Source organism: Yinghuangia sp. ASG 101 (genome assembly GCF_021165735.1).
Taxonomy (GTDB): Bacteria; Actinomycetota; Actinomycetes; order Streptomycetales; family Streptomycetaceae; genus Yinghuangia.
The window spans coordinates 2,290,195-2,313,161 of record NZ_CP088911.1 but is presented as its reverse complement, the minus strand read 5'-3'; the positions used below and the strand labels follow the sequence as shown (position 1 = coordinate 2,313,161).

Genomic DNA, 22,967 nt, shown 5'->3' with positions numbered 1-22,967 from the left:
GTCGACACGTCGTGTCGCCCCCGGGCCGCAGGGCCGCCGAAGCCGGGCCGTGACGGCGTAGAGTAGAGTTCTCTCGACGTCAAGATAAACGTAGGGCCCCGCCGTCGGGCTTACGGCGCCCGGCAACGGAACCGAGATGGGAGCAGTCGTGTCCGCGAACAGCTTCGACGCCCGCACCACGCTGAACGTGGGTGACGAGTCGTACGAGATCTTCAGGCTGGACAAGGTGGAGGGCAGCGCCCGGCTGCCGTACAGCCTGAAGGTCCTGCTGGAGAACCTGCTCCGCACCGAGGACGGCGCCAACATCACCGCCGACCACATCCGGGCACTCGGCGGCTGGGACCCGAACGCGGAGCCGAGCGAGGAGATCCAGTTCACCCCCGCCCGCGTGATCATGCAGGACTTCACCGGCGTGCCGTGTGTCGTCGACCTCGCCACGATGCGCGAGGCGGTCAGGGAACTGGGCGGCGACCCGGCGAAGATCAACCCGCTCGCGCCCGCCGAGATGGTCATCGACCACTCGGTCATTGCTGACGTCTTCGGCCGCCAGGACGCGTTCGAGATCAACACCGACATCGAGTACGGCCGCAACAAGGAGCGCTACCAGTTCCTGCGCTGGGGCCAGACCGCGTTCAACGAGTTCGCCGTCGTGCCGCCCGGCACCGGCATCGTGCACCAGGTCAACATCGAGCGCCTCGCGCGCACGATCATGGTCCGGAACGGGCAGGCCTACCCCGACACCTGCGTCGGCACCGACTCGCACACCACGATGGTCAACGGCCTCGGCGTGCTCGGCTGGGGCGTCGGCGGCATCGAGGCCGAGGCGGCCATGCTCGGCCAGCCCGTGTCGATGCTCATCCCGCGCGTCGTCGGCTTCAAGCTGACCGGCAAGCTCCAGGCCGGCGTCACCGCGACCGACCTCGTCCTCACGATCACCGACATGCTGCGCAAGCACGGCGTGGTCGGCAAGTTCGTCGAGTTCTACGGCGAGGGCGTCGGCGCGGTGCCGCTCGCCAACCGCGCGACCCTCGGCAACATGTCGCCCGAGTTCGGCTCGACCTGCGCGATCTTCCCGATCGACGGCGAGACGATCAACTACCTGCGCCTGACCGGCCGTTCCGCGCAGCAGCTGGCCCTCGTCGAGGCGTACGCCAAGGAGCAGGGCCTGTGGCACGACCCGGCCCGCGAGCCGGAGTACTCCGAGTACATCGAGCTGGACGTGTCGACCGTCGTCCCGTCGATCTCCGGCCCGAAGCGCCCGCAGGACCGCGTCGTGCTCGCCGAGGCGAAGGCCAGGTTCCGCGCCGCGCTGCCCGACTACGTCGCCGACGAGGACGAGGCGGGCAAGGAGTCGTTCCCCGCGTCCGACGCCCCGGCCAACGGCGTCCGCCCGACCAAGCCGACGGCGGTCACCGCGCCCGACGGCTCGACGTACGAGATCGACCACGGCGCCGTCGTGATCGCGTCGATCACCTCGTGCACCAACACCTCGAACCCGTCGGTCATGCTGGGCGCCGCCCTGCTGGCCAAGAAGGCCGTCGAGCGCGGCCTGAGCGTCAAGCCGTGGGTCAAGACCACGCTGGCGCCGGGCTCGAAGGTCGTCATGGACTACTACGAGAAGGCCGGCCTGCTCCCGTACATGGAGAAGCTGGGCTTCAACCTGGTCGGCTACGGCTGCGTGACCTGCATCGGCAACTCGGGCCCGCTGCCCGAGGAGGTGTCCGCCGCGATCAACGCGCACGACCTCGCCGCCGTGTCGGTGCTGTCCGGCAACCGCAACTTCGAGGGCCGGATCAACCCCGACGTCAAGATGAACTACCTGGCGTCGCCGCCGCTCGTGGTCGCCTACGCGATCGCCGGGTCGATGGACGTCGACATCACCACCGAGCCGCTCGGCGTCGACGCCGACGGCGAGCCCGTGTACCTGAACGACATCTGGCCGACCGACCAGGAGGTCGCGGACGTCGTGGCGTCCTCGATCGACCAGGACATGTTCGCCGCGTCCTACGCCGACGTGTTCGCGGGCGACCACCGCTGGCAGTCGCTGGAGGTGCCGACGGGCGACACCTTCGAGTGGGACCCGGAGTCGACGTACGTGCGCAAGCCCACGTACTTCGACGGCCTGACCATGGACCTGACCCCCGTCGCCGACATCTCCGGCGCGCGGGTGCTGGCCAAGCTGGCCGACTCGGTGACCACCGACCACATCTCCCCGGCCGGCAACATCAAGGCCGACAGCCCGGCCGGCAAGTACCTCGCGGACCACGGCGTCGAGCGCAAGGACTTCAACTCGTACGGCTCGCGCCGCGGCAACCACGAGGTGATGATCCGCGGCACCTTCGCCAACATCCGCCTGCGCAACCAGATCGCGCCGGGCACCGAGGGCGGCTTCACGAAGGACTTCACGCAGGCAGACGCGCCCGTGACGACCATCTACGACGCGTCGGTGAACTACCAGGCCGCCGGCATCCCGCTGGTCGTCCTGGCCGGCAAGGAGTACGGCTCCGGCTCGTCGCGCGACTGGGCCGCGAAGGGCACGTCGCTGCTCGGCGTCAAGGCCGTCATCGCCGAGTCGTACGAGCGCATCCACCGCTCGAACCTCATCGGCATGGGCGTCATCCCGCTCCAGTTCCCGGCCGGCCACAGCGCCGACAGCCTGGGCCTGACCGGCTCGGAGACCTTCGCCATCGCCGGCATCACCGAGCTGAACGAGGGCCGCACCCCCAAGACGGTCAAGGTCACCACCGACACCGGTGTCGAGTTCGACGCGGTCGTCCGCATCGACACCCCCGGTGAGGCCGACTACTACCGCAACGGCGGCATCATGCAGTACGTCCTGCGCTCCCTCGTCGCCAAGTGACCCGCTGAGGTTCGGCGACGCCGCAGGCCGACGTCATGACGGGCCGGCTCTCCCGCAGGGGAGGGCCGGCCCGTCCCGTTGTCCCGGCCCTCCTCCGCGACCCGCGCCGCCCCCGCCATGACGATCGTCATGCGAGGTGCATTTTCGGCCAGGGACGCGTCATAATCGAACGTATGTACGGAGCGAATGGGCGGGATGCGACCGGGAGGCCGGGGGAGCGGCCTGCGTGGGAGCGGCCCGGGCGCTTCGAACGGGCATCGGCCGGGCAGGACGGCGTCGTCCCGCCCGGCTGGCCGCGAGGCGTCCGCCCGCCGGGGGTGGAAGGGTGGCAGGAGACCGCGGTCGCGTGGCTGTACGACCTCGTCCCGCCCGGCTACCGGCGCCACGACGTGCTGAAACGCCATCCGGGTCTGTTGGCGCGCATGGCGCGGCAGCACGTCGAGGCCGCGCTCCAGGCCGCCCGGCACGGATACGGCACCGCCCGCGTCGACTTGCGCGACCGCTTCGGCGCACACGTGGTCGACGCGATGCTGCGGGTGTATGAGTACGAGGGCTCGCGCACCGCCGCCCTGGAACGCGAAGTCGGCCTCGTGGAACAGGCCTTGGCCGGAAAGCGATGGAACCCGAGGCTCTGAGCCGGTTCCGACTCCGCCCGGTGACGAGATGCACCAAAGGGTGTCTTTTTTCGCCTTTCTCGCTTTTTTCGCGACAACTGGGCAGCGGACGCATCACGCCCCCTCCCGCTTCTCCGGCCCGCTCCCCAGGAGGCCCCGTGAAGACGCTGCTCCGACCCGCGGCGGCCCTGGGCCTCGCGGTCGCCCTGGCCCTCGGCGCGGGAGCGTGCGACGGCGCGACCGGGGGAGCCGACCGGGCCGGGGACACCGACAGACCCGGCGCCGACGACCGGGCCGAGCGCGCCGAGCGCGCCGACGCCGCCGACGGCACCCAGGGCACCGGCGGTACCGGCACCGGCGACGCCGCCGGAGCCGACAACCCCGCGACCGGCACCCGTCCGCCCGACGGGGGACTCCGGATCGGCCTGCTGCTGCCCGAGAACACCACCACCCGCTACGAGCGCTTCGACAAGCCGTTCTTCGAGGCGGAGATCACCCGCCTGTGCCCCCCGTGCGAGGTGCGCTACGCCAACGCCTACCAGCGGGCCGACACGCAGCGCCAGCAGGCCGAGGCGATGCTCGCGGGCGGCGTCGACGCCCTGGTCCTGGCCGCCGTCGACACCCGCGCCGCCGCCGCGATCGTCGGCTCCGCACACGCCCGGGGCATCCCGGTCATCGCCTACGACCGCCTCGCCGAAGGACCGATCAGCGGCTACGTCTCCTTCGACGACGAAGCCGTCGGCCGCATGCAGGGCACCGCGCTCCTCCAGGCCATCCGGCGCGGCGGCGACGCCAAACGCGCGCCGGTCGTCATGGCCGACGGCTCACCGGCTGACCCCGCCGCCGTCGCCGGCCGCCGCGGCGCCCACCAGGCCCTCGACGGCCACGTCATCATCGGCCGCGAGTACGACACGCCCGGCGGACTCGGCGCGTCGGGTTTTTCCGGCACCGCCGACCCCTCCGGCACGAACGGCGCCCTCGCGGCCGGCTCCTTCGAGGCCGCCGTGCGCGACGGCACCGCCCAGGCCCTCACGGCGCTCGGCGGACCCGGCAAGGTCGCCGGCGTCCACGCCGCCGACGACCGCACGGCCGGCGGCGTGATCGCGGCACTCAAAGCGGCCGGTTTCGCCTCCCCGCTGCCCCCGGTCACCGGCCGCGGCGCCACCCCCGCCGCGCTCCGCCGCATCATCGCCGGCGACCAGTACATGACCGTGTTCACGCCCTGCCTCCCCGAGGCCCGCGCCGCCGCCGCGATGGCCCTCGCCGCCGCCTCCGGCACGCCGTACACCGCCGCGAACGCCAAGCGGAACAACGGCACCGCCGACGTCGACGCGGTCATCCTCGAACCGGTCGCCGTGACCCGCGCGAACCTGAAGGACACCGTCCTGCGCAAGCCCTACTACGGCACCGCCGAGATCTGCACGCCCGAATACGCCGAGGAGTGCCGCGCGGCCGGGCTCGGGTGAGCGCGGGACCCGGTCCGTCCATATCACGCCACTTCCCGGCTCTGAAGCCGCCGTTCCGGTTGCACCGAAAACAGGAGTCGAACCAGCGGCGGCACTTCCCGCGTCTAGACTCGGTGGGTGCGTTTCCCGCCCGGGGGACGGGCGAGTTCCGCGATCGACCGATTGAGGAGGTACGGGTGGGCCTGCTGGAGAGCATTCGAGGACCCCGTGATCTCAAGGCGCTCTCTCCGGAGCAGCTCACCGATCTCGCCGACGAGATCCGCGACTTCCTGGTGGACTCCGTCTCCAGGACAGGCGGGCACCTCGGCCCCAACCTCGGCGTGGTGGAGCTGACGCTGGCCTTGCACCGCGTCTTCGACTCCCCGCGCGACAAGATCCTCTGGGACACCGGCCACCAGAGCTACGTCCACAAAATCGTGACCGGCCGGCACGACTTCTCCGAGCTCCGCAAAGAGGGCGGCCTGTCCGGCTACCCGAGCCAGGCCGAGTCGGAGCACGACGTCATCGAGAACTCCCACGCGTCGACGGTGCTGTCGTACGCCGACGGCTTCGCCAAGGCGTACCAAGTGCGCGGGCTCGACGACCGGCACGTGGTCGCCGTCATCGGCGACGGCGCGCTGACCGGCGGCATGGCCTGGGAGGCGCTCAACAACATCGCCGCGGCGAAAGACCGCCCGCTGATCATCGTCGTCAACGACAACGAGCGTTCGTACGCCCCGACCACCGGCGGCATGGCCAACCACCTCGCGACGCTGCGCACCACGCGCGGCTACGAGCGGTTCCTCGACTGGGGCAAGGGCGTGCTCGGCCGCACCCCCGTCGTCGGCGGGCCGGTGTACGACATACTGCACGGCGCCAAGAAGGGCCTGAAGGACTTCGTCGCCCCGCAGGGCCTGTTCGAGGACCTCGGCCTGAAATACATCGGCCCGGTCGACGGCCACGACACCGAGCAGGTGGAGCAGGCGCTGCACCGCGCCCGGGGCTTCGGCGGGCCGGTCATCGTCCACGCGATCACCCAAAAGGGCCGCGGCTACGACCCCGCCCGCAACGACGAGGCCGACCAGTTCCACTCCGTCGGCGCGATCAACCCCGAGACGGGCCTGCCGCTCACCAAGGCGTCCGGCAAGTCGTGGACGTCGGTGTTCGCGGACGAGATGGTCAAGGTCGGCGGCGAGCGCGACGACGTGGTCGGCATCACCGCGGCGATGCTCATCCCGGTCGGGCTGCACAAGTTCGCCGCGGCGTACCCCGACCGCACGTTCGACGTCGGCATCGCCGAGCAGCACGCGGTGACCTCGGCGGCCGGCCTCGCGCTCGGCGGGCTGCACCCGGTGGTCGCGGTCTACGCGACGTTCCTCAACCGGGCGTTCGACCAGGTGCTCATGGACTGCGCGCTGCACAAGTGCGGCGTCACGTTCGTGCTGGACCGGGCCGGGGTCACCGGTTTCGACGGGGCGAGCCACAACGGCATGTGGGACATGTCGATCCTCCAGGTCGTGCCGGGCCTGCGGCTCGCGGCGCCGCGCGACGCCGCGCAGTTGCGCGCACAGCTGCGCGAGGCGCTGGACGTCGGCGACGCGCCGACCGTGGTGCGCTTCGCCAAGGGCACGGTCGGGCCGGACATCGACGCGGTCGGCCGGATCGGCGGCATGGACGTGCTGCACCGCACCGGGCCCGAGCGCAACGGCGACGGCGAGCACGGCGACGTCCTCATCGTCACGGTCGGCACGATGGCCGAGACCGGCGTCCGCATCGCGGAGCGCCTGGCCGACCAGGGCATCGTCGCCACGGTCGTCGACCCGCGCTGGGTCAAGCCCGTCGACCCCGAGCTGCCGGGCCTCGCGGCGCGGCACCGGCTCGTCGTGACGATCGAGGACAACGGGCGCGCGGGCGGTGTCGGCGCGGCGATCGCGCAGTCGCTGCGGGACGCGGGCGTCGACGTGCCGCTGCGCGACTACGGCCTGCCGAACGAGTTCCTGGACCACGCCGCCCCGAAGTCGATCCTCGACCGCGTGGGGCTCAACGCCCAGGAGATCTCCCGGCGGCTGGTCGAGGAGGTCGCGCGGATCTCCGGGCCGGCGACGGTCACCCGGGTCGGTCCCGCCGACCCGGAGAACGAGGACGAGACGGCGCAGCAGGCCTCGTGACGCGCGGCTGTCGCCGCGAACTTGGGCCCTTGCCGGGCCTGTTCGCGGCGACAGCCGGTCGCGGTCGGCCGATCCGGCTCAGCGCAGCGTGAGCGGCGCCCGCGACGCGACGCGCGTCAGCTTCTCGGGGTTGCGGACGTAGTAGAGCCCGCTGATGAGGGTGCCCTCGACCTTGAAGGCCATGATGCCGTCGACCTCGCCGTCCAGGTGCACCAGAAGTGCCGGGGTGCCGTTGACCGTGACGGCGGAGACGATGATCGACAGGCCCTTCTTGGCGAGGTTGCCGATCATGAAGCGGGTCACCTTGTCGGCGCCGACGATCGGGTGCAGCGACGCCTGTTTGACGCCGCCGCCGTCGCCCACCAGGACGACGCCCGGGGCGAGTACGTCGAGCAGCGCCTGCGGGTCACCGGTCTCCACGGCGTGCCGGAACGACTCCATCGCGGCCCGGGCGGCCTTCGCGGACGCCGCCTGGCGCGGCCGGCGGGCGTCGACGTGCCGGCGGGCGCGGTGCGCGATCTGGCGTACGGCCGCCGGGGTCTTGTCGACCGCGTCCGCGATCTCGTCGTAGCCGACGTCGAAGACCTCGCGCAGCACGAAGACGGCGCGCTCGGTCGGCGACAGCGTCTCCAGGACCAGCAGCATCGCCATCGACACGCTCTCGGCCAGCTCGACGTCCTCGGCGACGTCCGGCGCGGTCAGCAGCGGCTCCGGGAGCCAGGAGCCGACGTACGCCTCGCGGCGCCGCCGCACGGTCCGCATCCGGTTGAGCGCCTGGCGGGTCGTGATCCGGACGAGGTAGGCGCGGTGGTCCCGCACCTGCGCGAAGTCCGCCTCGACCCACCGCAGCCAGGTCTCCTGGAGGACGTCCTCCGCGTCGGCGGCGGATCCGAGCATCTCGTAGGCGACGGTGAACAGCAGGTTGCGGTGTGCGACGAACGCCTCGGTCGCCGGGTCACCGACGTGGTCGCTCATGTTCCGTCCCTCTCCGCCGCCCACGAGCACCCTGCCCGAGCAGCCGTTGATCATCGCACGCGTGCGGCGACGCCCCGCGCCGGGTGGCCGCCGCACGCGTGCTCGTCGGGGGCGTGACGAGCGGTCACGCCGCCTGTTCGACGGCGGCCGGCGCCTCGGCCCGCCCGGTCTCCTCCAGCATCCGCCGCCGCCGGGAACCGCCCGAGACCCGGTGCAGGCGGTACGAACCGGGCTTCGCCGCCTCCCCGGACAGATGCCCCACGATGCCCTTGCAGACGGATTCCTTGAGCTTCGCGCCCGCTCGGCCGCCGACGTGGAACCACAGCGCGACGTCGTACCGGTGGGCGAACTGGAAGATCCCGGCGCGTCGGCCGAGGCTGATGCACTGGCCCGCGAACACCTGGTTCAGGGGCCCGGGCCGCTCGCCCGCGATGCGGGCCAGCACGGTGTCGGCGGCCCGTGCGCCCAGCGGTATGGCGGCCTGGCAGCTCATCCGCAGCGGCAGCCCGGACGGCGCCGCCGAGTCGCCGGCCGCGACGACGCGGATGTCGTCCACGCTGGTCAGCGTCTCGTCGGTGAGCAGCCGGCCCGCGTCGTCGGTGCGCAGGCCGCTGTGCGCGGCCAGGTCGGGCACGCCGAACCCGGCGGTCCAGACCGTCACCGCGCCCGGCAGCTCCCGGCCGTCGCCCAGCCGCACGCCCTCGCGGGACACCGCCGTCACCTTGGTGTCGGGGCCGTCGACCACGGTCACGCCGAGCGCGGCCAGCCGCTTCGCGACCGAACGCCGCCCGCGGCGGTGCAGGTACGGGCCGAGCGGCCCGCCGCAGACCAGGGTCACGTCGCGGCCGGTCTCGGCCAGTTCGGCGGCCGTCTCGATGCCGGTCGGGCCGCCGCCGACCACCGTCACCGGCGCGTTCGCGGGCGTGTCGTCGAGGGCCGCCCGCAGCCGCCGCGCCTGCTCCAGGTCGGCGAGCGGGTAGGCGAACTCCGCCGCCCCGGGCACGCGCGGTTCGGCGCTGCCGCTGCCGACCGCGTAGACGAGGTAGTCGTAGGCGACAAAGGCGCCGGACGCGAGCGCCACCCGGCGTCCGGCGGTGTCGATCCGGTCCGCGGCGTCCACCACGAGGCGCACCCGCTCGTGCAGCACGTCGCGGTAGTCGACGACGGCGTCGTCGGAACCGCCGGCCAGCTGGTGCAGGCGGACCCGGTTCACGAAGGTCCGGCGCGGGTTGACGAGTGTCACGTTCACGTCGTCGCGCCGGGTCAGGCGGTTGGCCGCCATGACGCCGGCGTACCCGCCGCCGATCACGACGACATCGGTGTTCTCGGCCATGGTGTCTCCTCCGTTCGGGGGGTTCGGCCTCAAGACACCGTCGTTCCGGAGCGTGTGACGGGATGTGAAGCAGATCACTCCGCGGGCCGGGGCGGTGCGCCGGCGCCGGAGCGTGCGCGTGCGCGTACGCGGGCGGTTTCACCCGTACGCGCCGACGGTGACGAGCGATTCTCCGGGACCGTTCGACTATCCATGACCTGTCACCGAACGAAGCGGGGGTCAGGTCATGGGTACCGCGAGTCCGTCCCGGACCAAATCCGCGTTGCGGACGAAATCGGTCGAGCAGTCGATCCGGGAAACGGACGATCCGAAGAACGGCCTGAAAAGGGCGTTGTCCGCACTCGACCTGACGGTTTTCGGGGTCGGTGTCATCATCGGCACCGGCATTTTCGTCCTCACGGGAACGGTCGCGCGCGACACCGCGGGGCCCGCGGTCGCGCTCTCGTTCATCGCCAGCGGCGTGGTGTGCGGGCTCGCGGCGCTGTGCTACGCGGAGTTCTCGTCGACGGTGCCGGTCGCCGGGTCGGCCTACACGTTCGCGTACACCTCGATCGGCGAGCTGCCCGCGTGGATCATCGGCTGGGACCTGATCCTCGAACTCGCCTTGGGCGCCGCGGTGGTCGCCGTCGGCTGGTCGGGGTACGTGCAGTCGCTGCTCGCGTCCGCCGGTGTGACGCTGCCCGGCGCGATCAACGGCGGCACCGACGACACCTGGGGCTTCAACCTGCCCGCGGCGCTGCTGGTGCTCGCGCTCACCGCGATCCTGGTCTTCGGCGTCAAGCTGTCGTCGCGCTTCACCGCGATCATCGTCGCGATCAAGGTGACCAGCGTGCTGCTGGTGATCTTCGCGGGCCTGTTCTTCATCAAAGCCGACAACTACACGCCGTTCATCCCCGAGAAGCAGCCGCCGTCGGGCGGGAACGGCGGGATGAAGCAGCCGCTGATCGAATGGATCAGCGGCTTCGAACCCACCACCTTCGGCGTCATGGGGATCTTCTTCGGCGCGGCGACGGTGTTCTTCGCCTACATCGGCTTCGACATCGTCGCGAGCGCGGCCGAGGAGACGAAGCGACCGCAGCGCGACCTGCCGATCGGCATCCTGGGCTCCCTGGCGATCTGCACGGTGCTGTACGTCGCGGTGTCGCTGGTCGTCACCGGCATGCAGAACTACTCGCAGCTGTCCACCGAAGCCCCCCTGTCCGACGCGTTCAAGGCGACCGGGCACGGCAATTGGGCGTGGGCGATCAACACGGGCGCGGTGGCCGGGCTGATGTCGGTGACGCTGATCATGCTGCTGGGGCAGAGCCGCGTGTTCTTCGCGATGAGCCGCGACGGGCTGCTGCCGAGGTTCTTCAGCGAGATCCACCCGGTCCACCGCACGCCGTACCGCTCGACGATCGCGCTCGGCGTGGTCGTCGCCGTCGTCGCGGGCGTCATCCCGCTCAAACAGCTCGCGCAACTGGTCAACATCGGCACGCTGTTCGCGTTCGTCGTGGTGTCGATCGGCGTCATCGTCCTGCGGCGCACCCGCCCGGACCTGCCGCGCGCCTTCCGCACGCCGTGGGTGCCGGTGCTGCCGATCGCGTCGGTGCTCGCCTGCCTGTGGCTGATGGTCAACCTGCCGGTCGAGACGTGGTGGCGGTTCCTGGTCTGGATGGGCGTCGGGTTCGTCATCTATTTCGCGTACGGCAGGCGGCACAGCCGCATGGGCACGCCGACCGCCGCCGAGCCACCGCGCCCCGGCGAGACCGCCGAGCGCGGCACACCCGAACTGCTGTGACTACCAGAGCCGGTCGGTGTACGTGTCACGCCCCGGAACGGTCGGGATCCAGGGCGCGGCGAACGTGACCGTGCCGATCCCCGACGCGTCGATCCGCTCGGCCCACGACCGGAAGGCGTCCCAGCGCTCCCTCGGATCCTCGCCGAGGAAGTAGAGCTGGAGGCTCCGCGTCGCCGCGTTCGGATCGCGCGGCACGAACGCGGGCGCGTCCTCGGCCAGCGGCACCGCCGTCCACGCGGCGACCGACTCGACGGCCGAACCCCTCAGGAACTCCGGCAGGTTCGCGTCGAACCACGCCTCCAGGTCCGCCCGCGCGACCCCGTCGGCCCGCTGCACCGCGAGCGACACCAGCCCCAAGTAACCGTGATCCAGAGCGAGTTCCAGCGGGACCGGGTCATCGTCCCGATACCAGCGCCGGTCGTGCAGGTACATCCCGGTGTGTGCGTGGGTGCGCTCCGGGAACCCGCGATCGTGCGCGTACAGCCAATTCACCTGCTCGACGGCCCAGGTGTTCCACTCGTCCCACTGGCCCTCGTTGACCCAGTACACGGCGAGAAACGAACCCGCGTCGACCGCCGGCACGAAGTCCGACTCCCCGGGAAACCGCAGGTCCTTCAACTCCCGCGTGGCCACCCACCGTTTCCCGGCCAACATCCCCGGCCCGATCATGCACCCGGCATAGAAGTGGTCCCGCTCATACCACCGGTGATACTCCACCTCACACCCACGCCCCGGATCCACGGCGGTGAACAACATCCCGCCCACCCGGACCGGGTACTCCTTGAAGCCCATGCCCGCTCCCTCCCCGAAGGTCAGCTGACAGTACGTCAGATCCGATGCGATGTCAGCACCGACGCGACAGCGAGGACGACGCGACCGAGCACGCGGAAGGGACCGGGCCCGAGAACTCCGACACCGTCGAGACCGGGAACCCGCCCACCTACGACGAGCCCTCCGCGGCCCGGCGGTTGCCCCGACACACCAGCGCCTCACCGACGGCGAGGGCCACGCCCGCGACCGCCGAAGCGCCCGCGAGACCGGCGATCGCGACGCGCGTGCGCGGGAGTTCGGGCCAGTGGTGGCGGGTGATCAGGGTGTCGCCCGCGTCGGCGGCGGCGGAGGCGAGGGCCCAGGTGGTGAAGCCGCGTCCGGTGCGGGCGGAGACGGCGGTGCCCGCGCCGAGGGCGATGTCGCGGACGCCCAGCGCCCGCGCGAAGACCGTCGCCCCCGTGCTCGTGTCGCGGCCGATCCACGGGCGCGACACCACCGGGGGCACGGCGATCGCGGCCACGCCCAGGGCGACGCGCGCGACACCCCAACCCGCGCCCGCCCTACGCACGGCCTTGCTCGCGTCACGGCTCATCACGGCCTCCTTCGGGGTTGTCCGGCGAACGCAACCATCCCTACCCGGAAACCGCGTCCGCGGACGACGAAGCCGCCGTCCGCGAAAAGGGGGGTGGCCGCGGACGGCGGCTCGGGGCGCGTGCGGCCCGGGATTCGGGGGGCCGGGCCGCACGCGGGCTTCACCATCGACCCCCCGGTGGGAGGACGACGTCGCGGGTCGGCGCGCGGCTCGCGCACCGTCCCCGCGCACCGCCTCACACGAAGACCGACGCCACCCCCGGGTCGAGGAACCGCTTGCCCGTGACCTTCTCCGCGACACCCGCGCGGTCGAGGTACGGCGTGATCCCGCCCAGGTGGAACGGCCACGCCGCACCGGTGATCATGCACAGGTCGATGTCCTGCGCCGCCTGCACCACGCCCTCGTCGAGCATGAGGCGGATCTCCTGCGCGAGCGCCGCGAGCGCCCGTTCGCGGACCTGCTCCGCGGTGAGCGGCGACGAGCCGACCTCCAGCAGCGCCGCCACCTCAGGGTCGACCTCCGGCGCGCCCGAATCCCAGGTGAGGAACGACCGCTTCCCGGCCTTCACCACCCGCTCCAGGTTCGCCGACACCGCGAAGCGGTCGGGGAACGCGGTGTGCAGGGTCTGCGACACGTGCGCCGCGATGGCCGGGCCGACCAGTTCGAGGAGCACCATCGGCGACATCGGCAGGCCGAGGGGTTCGAGCGCCTTGTCGGCCACCTCGACCGGTGTGCCCTCGTCGACCGCCGCCAGCACCTCGCCGAGGAACCGGGTCAGGATCCGGTTGACCACGAACGCGGGCGCGTCCTCGGCCAGCACCGCCGTCTTCCGCAACCGCTTCGCGACACCGAACGCCGTTGCCAGCGACGCGTCGTCGGTCTGCTCGGCGCGTACCACCTCCAGCAGCGGCAGCACCGCGACCGGGTTGAAGAAGTGGAACCCGACGACGCGTTCGGGATGCGCGAGCTTCGACGCCATCTCGGTGACCGACAGCGAGGAGGTGTTGGTCGCGAGCACGCACTCGTCCGAGACGACCGCCTCGACCTCGGCGAAGACCTGCTGCTTGACCGTCATCTCCTCGAAGACGGCCTCGATGACGAAGTCCGCGTCCGCGAAAGCGTCCTTCGACAGCGAACCCGACACCAGCGCCTTGTAGCGGTTCGCCGCGTCGCCGCTCAGCCGCTTCTTCGCGAGCAGCTTGTCGATCTCGTCGTGGACGTAGGCGACACCCTTGTCGACCCGCTCCTGGTCGATGTCCGTGAGTACCACCGGGACTTCGAGGCGCCGCGCGAACAGCAGCGCGAGCTGGGACGCCATCAGCCCGGCGCCGACCACGCCGACCTTCGTCACCTCCCGGGCCAACGCCCGGTCCGGCGCCCCCGCGGGCCGCTTGGCCCGCTTCTGCACCAGGTCGAACGCGTACAGCCCGGACCGGAGTTCGTCGCCCATGATGAGATCGGCCAGCGCCTCGTCCTCTCGTGCGAACCCGTCCGCGATGTCGCGCGTACGCGCCGCGTCGATGATGTCGAGCGCCCGGTACGGCGCCGGCGACGCCCCGTGCACCTTCGCGTCGGCGACCGCGCGGCCGTGCGCGACGGCCCGGTCCCAGCCCTCGCCGCGATCGAAGTCGCCGCGCGCCACCGTGATTTCGCCCGTCACCACGCGCGCGGCCCAGCGCAGCGACTCGGCGAGGAAGTCCGCCGGGTCCAACAGCACGTCGGCGATGCCGAGTTCGTACGCCTTGACGCCGTTCAGCTGCCTGTTCTGGTCGAGCGCGTTCTCGATGATCACCGAGACCGCCTTCTCCGGCCCGATGAGATTCGGCAGCAGCGTGCAGCCGCCCCACCCCGGAACCAGCCCGAGGAAGCACTCCGGCAGCGACAGCGCGGGCACCGCCGACGAGATCGTGCGGTAGGTGCACGCCAGGCCGATCTCGACGCCACCGCCCATCGCCACGCCGTTGTAGAACCCGAACGTCGGGACGGGCAGCGACCGCAGCCGCCCGAACGCCGCGTGGCCCGCCTGCCCGATGGCGAGCGCCTGCGCGCGATTGCGAATGACGGCGACGCCCTTGAGGTCCGCGCCGACCGCGAAGACGAACGGCTTCCCCGTCACACCCGCCGCGACGATCGCCCCGGACGCGGCCAGTTCCTCGACCTCGTCGAGCGCCGCGCCGAGCCGCACGAGCCCGCCCGGGCCGAACGTCGTGGGCTTGGTGTGGTCCTCCCCGTTGTCCATCGTGATCAGCGCGAACTTGCCCGCGCCGTACGGCAGATCGATCAGCCGCACCGGGAAACTGGTGACCAGCTCGTCCGGGAACACATCCTGGGCGAGCTTCTTGAGGTCCGTCACTTCTCGCCCTCCCACAGGGGGTTCTCCCAGATGACCGTTCCGCCCATGCCGAGCCCGATGCACATCGAGGTCAGGCCGTAGCGCACCTCGGGGTGGTCCTCGAACTGCCGGGCCAGCTGCGTCATCAGCCGCACACCCGACGACGCGAGCGGGTGGCCGTACGCGATCGCGCCGCCGTATTGGTTGACGCGCGGGTCGTCGTCGGCGATGCCGTAGTGGTCCAGGAACGACAGCACCTGGACCGCGAACGCCTCGTTCAGCTCGAACAGCCCGATGTCGTCGATCGTCAGCCCCGCGCGCTCCAGCGCCTTTTCGGTGGCCGGGACCGGCCCGATGCCCATGATCTCCGGCTCGACCCCCGCGAACGCGTACTGCACCAGCCGCATCTTGACCGGCAGACCCAGCTCGCGCGCGGTCTCCTCGGACGCGATGATCGCCGCGGTGGCGCCGTCGTTGAGGCCCGCCGAGTTGCCCGCGGTGACGCGGCCCCGCGCGCGGAACGGCGTCTTGAGCCCCGCCAGGCCCTCCAACGTCGTTCCCGGGCGCGGCGGTTCGTCCTCGGTCGCGAGCCCGAAGCCCTTCTCCTGCGAACGGATCGCGACCGGCACCAGATCCGGCTGGATCACCCCGTCCGCGTACGCCTTCGCGGCCTTCTCCTGGCTGCCGACCGCGTACGCGTCGGCGCGCTCCTTGGTGAGCCGGGGGAACCGGTCGTGGATGTTCTCCGCCGTCGAACCCATGATCAGCGCGGACGGGTCGACCAGCTTCTCCGCGATGATGCGCGGGTTCGGGTCGGCCTGCTCGCCCATCGGGTGGCGGCCCATGTGCTCGACGCCGCCCGCGATGGCGATGTCCAGCGCGCCGAGGGCGATCCCACCCGCGACGTTGGTGACCGCCGTCATCGCGCCGGCGCACATGCGGTCGACCGCGTAGCCGGGCACCGACTTCGGCAGCCCGGACAGCAGCGCGGTCGTCCGGCCGATCGTCAGCCCTTGGTCGCCGATCTGTGTGGTGGCCGCGATGGCGACCTCGTCCACCTTGTCGCCGGGCAGCTGCGGGTTGCGGCGCAGCAGCTCCCGGACGCAGGCGATGACCAGGTCGTCGGCGCGGGTCTCGTGGTACATGCCCTTGGGGCCGGCCTTGCCGAAGGGGGTTCGGACACCGTCGACGAAGACGACGTCCCTGGGGTGGCGAGACACAGTGGCAGCACTCCTCGTGGAAGGGTTACACACCCATGCTACTCATGAGTAATAAGTACGCCTAGGGGGTGTTACCGACGGTACGCCGCCGGGTGCCGCCGCGGATCCAGGCACGCGGGGACGCGACGGCGGACGGCGCGGCGCGGCCCCCGCGGAATGCCGCCCCCGGCGCCGCCGAGCGGCGAGCCTCGCCGAACACCGACCGCCCGGCGGGCGGCATCCGCCGAATACGCGAAAAGCCCGCATCACAAAATGCGTGCCCCCGGAAACACCACACGCAAGGAGGCACGCCGAATATCCCCCGGACGCCTTCCGCGACCGCCCTTGAATTTACCTTCCGTCACCCGAGAAAAAGCGGCAGTAAAGCGATAAAGACACCCGCGAACGCGTTATCCGGGGGAGGTTCGCGATGGTGGTCGTGCCGGTGTGACGGTGTGCCTGTGTGTCGGCGTGCCCGAGTGCCCTCGTGTCATGTGCCCTCGTGCCGTGTGGCGGGTGCGCCGTGCGCCACCGGCACGTGCGCCACCGGCACGTGCGCAGTGCGGCCGTGTGTCCGTGCGGCCCATGCGGCCCGTGCGCCGTGTGGCCCGCGTATGCGGAGGTCCCCGGCGGGGAGCGGGAGTGTCCGGCGGGGGAGTGCCGTCGTCCCGTCCCCGCTCGTGCCTACCGCCCCGGCGGTGTGCCGTTCTTGTCCGCGTGGGCCGCGATGCGGAGCAAAGCGCCGGAGAGGGCGGGCGCGGTCAGGTGGACCTGCCACGCACGCGCACCCTGGGCCCGCAGCACTTCCGCGACCGCGTCCGTCGACGGGACCGACGGAGGCGACCACGCGAGGCGCCGCACCGTGTCCGGCGCCAGCAGGTTCTCGGTCGGGACGCCGTGCTCGTCGGCGATCGCCGCGACCGCGGTCTTCGCGGCCGTCAGCCGCTCCGCGGCGGCCGGATCCTTGTCACCCCAGGCCCGCGCGGGCGGCGGACCCTCCTGGACGAGCGTCGACGGCGGCAACCGGTCGTCCGGAACCGCCCGCCCCGCCTCGATCGCGGCCAGCCACGCACTCGCCTGCCGACGGCTGTCACGGCCCGTGAAACCGGGCAGGGCCATCAGTGCCGGCACCGACGCCGGACCCGCGAGCGCGGCCTCGATGATCGCCGCGTCCGGGATCACCCGCCCCGGAGACACGTCCTTGGCACGGGCGATCTTGTCGCGCGCCTCCCACAACGCCCGCACGATCGCGAGCTGGCGCCGCCGCCGCACTCGGTGCAGTCCGGACGTACGCCGCCACGGGTCGACCCGCGGCGCGGGCGGAGGCGCGGCGACGATCGCGGCGAACTCCTCCAGCGCCCACGGCAGTTTCTCCTGCTCGCCCAGCACCTCTTCGAGCCGGTCGCGCAACTCCACCAGCACCTCGACGTCCAGCGCCGCATAGCGCAGCCACGGCTCGGGCAGCGGACGCGTCGACCAGTCGACCGCCGAATGGCCCTTCTCCAACGAGAAGCCCAGCGCGGTCTCGACCATCGCGCCCAGGCCCACCCGCGGGTACGCCGCGAGGCGCGCGGCCAGCTCGGTGTCGAAGATGCGCCGCGGCACCATGCCCACCTCGGCGAGGCACGGCAGATCCTGCGAGGCCGCGTGCAGTACCCACTCGGCGTCGGCGAGCGCGGCCCCCAGCCCGGACAGGTCCGGACACGCGATCGGGTCGATCAGTGCCGTGCCGGCCCCCGCGCGGCGCAACTGGATCAGGTAGGCGCGCTGGCCGTACCGATAACCCGACGCCCGTTCGGCGTCCACGGCCACGGGCCCGTCGCCCGAGGCGAAGGCCGCGACCGTCCCGGCGAGGGAGTCGGCGTCCGCCACCACCGGCGGGACGCCCTCGCGGGGTGCCAGCAAAGGGACCGGCGCCGACTGTTCGGAAGCGGTTTGTTCGAAAGCGTCGGTCACCTTTACAAAATACGCCGAGTCCCCGGCAGGCGATGACGCCGCCTGCCGGGGACTCGGCACATGTGCCCGATTTATTCAGACAAGACCTGACTGTCGCCTGCGGTCCGCTGCCCCCGGACGCCGCCGGGCCGACCCGACGCCGCGAGCACGTCGCCGGGTCGCTCGACGGTCAGTTGATGATCCCGGCGCGCAGCGCGAGCGCGACCATCCCGGCCCGGTCGCCCGTGCCCATCTTGCGGGCGATACGGGCCAGATGGCTCTTCACGGTCAGCGCGGACAGGCCCATGGCCTGCCCGATCGCCTTGTTGGACCGACCCTCGGCGACCAGTCGCAGCACCTCGATCTCGCGGGCGGAAAGCTCGCGGCAGCCCGAAGTGGGATCGGTCCCGTGATGGTCGGGGCGCATACGTGGGGCTGCGGACATACCCGCCATACCCGTCATGCTCGCCTGCCGTGCGTGTCCAGGAGTCAATCCCGCCCGCGCGCCCGTCACGACATAGCCCCGCACACCCGCGGCAAGCGCGGAACGTACGGCACCGATGTCGTCGGCGGCGGAAAGCGCCAGACCGTTCGGCCAGCCACAGGCCCGCATCTCAGTGAGCAGGGCCAGGCCGGAACCGTCGGGCAAATGCACGTCCGCGATACAGAGGTCACGCGGCGTGCCGGCGCGGGATCGAGCCTCGGCGATGGTCGACGTCCCGACGACGTCGCGCACCCCGAGAGCCCACAGATGACGGATGACCGCGTCGCGGACCCGAGGGTCCCCGACGACGACCATTGCCGTGGGCTTGGACGAACGGTAGGCGAGCAGGTTTGCGGGGTGATCGAGAAGTACCGACACCGGGCCTCCTGCACAGTGATCGCGATTCCCGAAAGAAGCGGTTTCTTGAGCTTGCTCCATCGGGGTGGTCACTGTGTCCTTCGGCAGATCCGCGCTCGGCCTTTAGAAGAAGATCCAAATCCGTTATCGAGCAATTTCCGCGCGGTGGGGCCCGGGCCGGGAATTCGCCGCCGCGGCCACGCCGCGAACCGCCCTCCGGGGAGTGCCGAAGACACGGAGCGGCTTCGTCCGTACGCGGCACCGGGCAGTATGGGGCGCCCCGCGAGGCCCGCAAGCCGTCCCGCGGAACGGTCGTGGGCGCGGCCGGGACACGACCCGGCCGCGCCCACACCCCGAGGACGTCTCCTCAGCGACCGCGAGGCGTCGAACGCGACGGCATCGGAACCACCCCGCCGTCCCCGCCGCCACGCCGGTTCACGGGCGGCAGCGGCGGCAGACCCGCGCACGTGCACAACAGGTCCAGCCACGCCTGCATGTGCGGCGCCAAATCGTCGCCGGCCGGCGTCCACGACGCACGGATCTCGATCTCGGTCCGGGCGATCTGGCCCTGCAGGCCGCCGAACCCCTGCGAGGTCGCGCGCGTGACCGTCCCGCTGGGCGCCGCGTACGTCGCGCCGTGCATGTGCAGGGCCTCCGTCAGCCACGTCCACCCGACCTCGGGCAGCAGCGGGTCGGTCGCCATCTCCGGCTCCAACTCCGCACGGGACATCGTGACGAGGCGGAACGTGCCCTCCCACGCCTCGTGGCCGCCGGGATCGTGCAGCAACACGATCCGACCGCCGCCCAACTCCTCGTCCTCGACCACCACTTCGGCGGAAAACGCCGTGGAGAAGGGGGCCAGGTTGCGGGGGCGGGGCATGTCCGTGAGCTCGATCTCGGGGCGCAGTGCCGCGGCCCGCATTCGCTCCACCGCGCGGCGGAACTCCGCGGGCTCCTCCGTTTCGCCGACTGCAGACATCCCGGCAGCGTATGTCCGGGGCCGCGGTCGGCCGAGGAGGCGCGCGGGCCCGACCGCCGCGAGAGCGGACTTGAGGGCGTCAGGAGACGATGGAGCCGGGGCTGCCGGGGCCGCCGGGGTAAGGCGGAGTCGGTGGCCGCCCCCCCGGTGGTGGGGTCGGTGGCCTCCAAAGGTCGCGGCGGCAGCGGGCGTTCGACGAGGCGGTGTGGGTGGGCGCCTGGAGACGGTGGGGTTCGTGGCCGCCTCGAGACGGCGCGTCGGTGGTTGCGACGACAGGGCGGCTTCGGGCCGTCGAACACGGTGGTGTCGGGGCCGCCGGAACATGGGCGGCGGGACGCGTCCCGGGGTCTGCGAGGATGGGCCATGTGACTGACACGCCTACCACGGCCCCCAAGTCCTCCGCCGATGTCCGCGACTCGGCGTTCCTGCGGGCCTGCCGCCGCGAGTCCGTGCCGCACACCCCGGTGTGGTTCATGCGCCAGGCGGGACGCTCGCTGCCCGAGTACCGCAAGGTGCGCGAGGGCGTCGCGATGCTCGACTCGTGCATGATGCCGGACCTGATCACCGAGATCACGCTCCAGCCGGTACGCCGCCACAAGGTCGACGCGGCCATCTTCTTCAGCGACATCGTCGTCCCGCTCAAGGCCATCGGCGTCGACCTCGACATCAAGCCGGGTGTCGGCCCGGTCGTCGCGCAGCCGATTCGCGGCGCGGACGACCTCGCCCAGCTGCGCGACCTCACGCCGGACGACGTGCCGTACGTCGCCGAGGCGGTCCGGCAGCTGACCGGCGAGCTGGGCGGCACGCCGCTCATCGGGTTCGCGGGGGCGCCGTTCACGCTGGCCAGCTACCTCGTGGAGGGCGGGCCGTCGAAGAACCACGAGTTCACCAAGGCGATGATGTACGGCGAGCCCGAGCTGTGGGCGGCGCTGCTCGACCGGCTCGCGGACATCACGTCGCAGTTCCTCGCGGTGCAGATCGAGGCGGGTGCGTCGGCGATCCAGCTGTTCGACTCGTGGGCGGGCGCGCTGTCGGCGGAGGACTACCGCGCGTCGGTGATGCCGGCCAGTGCGAAGGTGCTCGCGTCGGTCGCCGGGCACGGCATCCCGCGCATCCACTTCGGGGTCGGCACCGGCGAACTCCTCGGTCTCATGGGCGAGGCGGGCGCGGACGTGGTCGGCGTCGACTGGCGCGTTCCGCTCGACGAGGCCGCGCGGCGCGTCGGGCCGGGGCGGGCGGTGCAGGGCAACCTCGATCCGGCGATGCTGTTCACGCCGTACGAGACGATGGTCGCGAAGGCCGGGCAGGTGCTCGCGGAGGGGCGGGCGGCCGAGGGGCATGTCTTCAACCTGGGGCACGGGGTGCTGCCGAACACGGATCCCGGGCGGCTGACGGCGCTGGTCGAGTACGTGCACGAGGCCTCGGCGCGGTGAGGTGTGGGGTGAGGTGAACCCGGCCGCGCGGGGGGTCGTGCGGCGGGTTGCGGGGGCGTGCTCGGGGTTCGGGCACGGGGGCCGGGCCGGGCCGCGCTCGCGGGGCGGGGCTTCGAGGCGCGGCGGACGGGCGTAGGGCGTGCGGCCCCGGGCGGGATGAACCGGCCGGGGCCGTCGCGTGTCCGCGTGGCGGGGGTCAGACGGGCGGGGCCTGGGGGCGCGGCGGGGCGGTGTCGCGTGGAGGGGTGGGGGGAGGAAGGGACGCGGCGGGGGCGGGATGGTCGTCCTCGCGGGCGGTGCGGGGGGTATCGGCGGTTTCGTAGGGCTCGTGGGCGTCGTGGGCGTCGTGGGCGGCGCGGCGGCGCGTGCGGCGGCGGGCCAGTGCGCGGCGGAGCGGGGTGTCGAACCGGCGCAGGACCAGCCACAGCGCGATCGCGAGGGCGGCGAACGGGAGAACCGCCGCCGCGACCCGGAGCACGACACCGACGGTGTCGACGAACGCCTTTCCGCCGCCCTTCAGCGCGTCGAGGATGCCGCCGCCGAAACTGCCGTCGTCGTCCTTGTCCGTGACGGGCCGTGGGGTGCTGCCGGTCGGGGCGGGGGAGGACACGGTCACCGCGATCGTCGCCAGGTCCACCTGGCCGGCCAGCGACTGCTGCCGCTTGAGGAGCGAGTCGAGTTCGGCCTCACGCTCCGTCAACTCCGATTCCAGGCTGATGATTTCCTGGATCGTGCCGGCCTGCGCGAGCAACTGGCGTACGCGGTCGACGCTTTTGCGCTGGGTCTCGACGCGGCTCGCGACGTCGACGACCTGTTCGGTGACGTCGGTCGCGGTGCGGTTGCGGGTGACGACCGTGCCGAGGGCGCTGAGTTCGTCGATCGCCTTGTCGAACTGGGCGGGCGGGACCTTCAGCGTGAGTGTCGACGTGACCGAATAGCGGGGCGGGGCGGGGGAGTTCGTGTCCTCGGTGGTCGGGATCGAGGAGGAGACCGGGACGCGCCGGGTCTCCTCGCCGCCGACCATGCCGCCCATGCCGACGGCGAGCGACCGGGCGCTCGCGGCGGCGGCCTCGGGGTTGTCGGCTTCGAGGCGTACCTCGGCGGTGAGGACGAGTTTGCGGTCGGTGGCGGCGGGGGCTTGGCCGGTCGTCGCCTCGCCGGCGGTTGTTCCGTCGCCGGTCCGGCCGGGGGTTTCGGTGGATGCGGGGGTCGGTGCCTTCGTCCCGGGGACGGCGGTGGGGGCGGCGGCTGCGTTGGGAGCGGCGGCGGCACCTTCGGCGCGGTCGGTTCCCCGGTCGCTTCCCCCGTCGCCGCCCGAGCACGCGCCCAGCAGCAACGTGAGACTCAACGCCGCTCCCGCGACGGCTGTTCTTCGAATCAACATGCTTGCCCCTCAGGGGAGTTGACAACCGCGGATGCGGTTCGGGCCACGGTGGTGGCGGGGTGTTGCGGTCTGACGTGGCGGGGAGCGGATGGGTTCCCGGGGGCCGGTTGTCGTGTTCGTTGGGTGATCGGGATCGGTGGGCGGGATTGGTGATCGGGATTGGTGGGCGGGACTGGCCATCGGGAGGGGAGACGGTGCGGCGGTTGCGGCCGGGACGTGATGTGGCGCGGGTGCTCGGTTTGGGTGGTGGTTGGGATGGATGGGGCGCGCGGTTTCGGTTTCCGGGATTCCGGGATGGGGTGTGCGGGCGCGCTGGGCTTGGGCGG

16 protein-coding genes are annotated in these 22,967 nt (G+C 72.0%); 6 read left to right on the top strand and 10 right to left on the bottom strand.

Going from position 1 to position 22,967, the window contains the following annotated elements; genetic code table 11:
* Window positions 1-148 precede the first annotated feature (148 nt).
* From acnA to dxs, 4 genes are all read left to right on the top strand, one after another.
* On the top strand, window positions 149-2,860 hold the full coding sequence (gene acnA / locus LO772_RS09510; RefSeq protein ID WP_269453227.1) for an aconitate hydratase AcnA: 2,712 nt from the start codon (window positions 149-151) through the stop codon (window positions 2,858-2,860).
* A 173-nt stretch (window positions 2,861-3,033) separates the two neighbouring features.
* Window positions 3,034-3,495, top strand: a complete 462-nt coding sequence (locus LO772_RS09505; protein ID WP_231777948.1) for a hypothetical protein — start codon at window positions 3,034-3,036, stop codon at window positions 3,493-3,495.
* A gap of 137 nt (window positions 3,496-3,632) precedes the next feature.
* A complete protein-coding gene (locus LO772_RS09500) occupies window positions 3,633-4,940 on the top strand; it encodes a substrate-binding domain-containing protein (protein WP_231777947.1) in 1,308 nt (435 codons plus the stop codon).
* Window positions 4,941-5,116: 176 nt separating this feature from the next.
* On the top strand, window positions 5,117-7,087 hold the full coding sequence (gene dxs, locus LO772_RS09495) for a 1-deoxy-D-xylulose-5-phosphate synthase (protein WP_231777946.1): 1,971 nt from the start codon (window positions 5,117-5,119) through the stop codon (window positions 7,085-7,087).
* Window positions 7,088-7,165: 78 nt separating this feature from the next.
* Here the strand turns inward: dxs and LO772_RS09490 are convergent, their stop codons facing one another.
* On the bottom strand, window positions 7,166-8,062 hold the full coding sequence (locus LO772_RS09490; protein WP_231777945.1) for an RNA polymerase sigma-70 factor: 897 nt from the start codon (window positions 8,060-8,062) through the stop codon (window positions 7,166-7,168).
* A 124-nt stretch (window positions 8,063-8,186) separates the two neighbouring features.
* Complete coding sequence (locus tag LO772_RS09485; RefSeq protein ID WP_231777944.1) at window positions 8,187-9,395, bottom strand: NAD(P)/FAD-dependent oxidoreductase; 1,209 nt, start codon at window positions 9,393-9,395, stop codon at window positions 8,187-8,189.
* Between the two features lie 226 nt (window positions 9,396-9,621).
* On the opposite strand from LO772_RS09485, the gene LO772_RS09480 reads away from it, so the two are divergent.
* A complete protein-coding gene (locus LO772_RS09480; RefSeq protein ID WP_231777943.1) occupies window positions 9,622-11,175 on the top strand; it encodes an amino acid permease in 1,554 nt (517 codons plus the stop codon).
* Here the strand turns inward: LO772_RS09480 and LO772_RS09475 are convergent, their stop codons facing one another.
* The 7 genes from LO772_RS09475 to LO772_RS09445 form a co-directional block, all read right to left on the bottom strand.
* The gene (locus tag LO772_RS09475) at window positions 11,176-11,967 is read right to left on the bottom strand and encodes a hypothetical protein (RefSeq protein WP_231777942.1); all 792 of its coding nucleotides are present in this window, start codon (window positions 11,965-11,967) and stop codon (window positions 11,176-11,178) included.
* Window positions 11,968-12,115: 148 nt separating this feature from the next.
* Entirely contained in the window at window positions 12,116-12,538 is a 423-nt protein-coding gene (locus LO772_RS09470) for a hypothetical protein (RefSeq protein WP_231777941.1), read from the bottom strand.
* 235 nt (window positions 12,539-12,773) lie between these two features.
* Window positions 12,774-14,891: a 3-hydroxyacyl-CoA dehydrogenase NAD-binding domain-containing protein gene (locus LO772_RS09465; RefSeq protein ID WP_231777940.1), complete on the bottom strand. Its 2,118-nt coding sequence runs from the start codon at window positions 14,889-14,891 to the stop codon at window positions 12,774-12,776.
* Window positions 14,888-16,090 carry a thiolase family protein gene (locus LO772_RS09460; protein ID WP_231777939.1) on the bottom strand — a complete coding sequence of 401 codons (1,203 nt, stop codon included), beginning with the start codon at window positions 16,088-16,090 and terminating at the stop codon, window positions 14,888-14,890. The genes LO772_RS09465 and LO772_RS09460 overlap by 4 nt, the downstream gene beginning before the upstream one ends.
* A gap of 663 nt (window positions 16,091-16,753) precedes the next feature.
* Complete coding sequence (locus LO772_RS09455; RefSeq protein WP_231777938.1) at window positions 16,754-18,025, bottom strand: HRDC domain-containing protein; 1,272 nt, start codon at window positions 18,023-18,025, stop codon at window positions 16,754-16,756.
* 169 nt (window positions 18,026-18,194) lie between these two features.
* Entirely contained in the window at window positions 18,195-18,866 is a 672-nt protein-coding gene (locus tag LO772_RS09450; protein WP_231777937.1) for a response regulator transcription factor, read from the bottom strand.
* Between the two features lie 346 nt (window positions 18,867-19,212).
* Window positions 19,213-19,824 carry a DUF3000 domain-containing protein gene (locus LO772_RS09445; RefSeq protein ID WP_231777936.1) on the bottom strand — a complete coding sequence of 204 codons (612 nt, stop codon included), beginning with the start codon at window positions 19,822-19,824 and terminating at the stop codon, window positions 19,213-19,215.
* Window positions 19,825-20,180: 356 nt separating this feature from the next.
* Here LO772_RS09445 and hemE point away from each other — a divergent pair, with 356 nt between their 5' ends.
* Complete coding sequence (gene hemE, locus LO772_RS09440; RefSeq protein ID WP_443089383.1) at window positions 20,181-21,257, top strand: uroporphyrinogen decarboxylase; 1,077 nt, start codon at window positions 20,181-20,183, stop codon at window positions 21,255-21,257.
* A gap of 196 nt (window positions 21,258-21,453) precedes the next feature.
* Here hemE and LO772_RS09435 read toward each other — a convergent pair whose 3' ends face one another.
* Window positions 21,454-22,605 (bottom strand): DUF4349 domain-containing protein, encoded by a 1,152-nt coding sequence (locus tag LO772_RS09435; protein ID WP_231777934.1) that lies wholly within the window; start codon window positions 22,603-22,605, stop codon window positions 21,454-21,456.
* Window positions 22,606-22,967 lie beyond the last annotated feature (362 nt).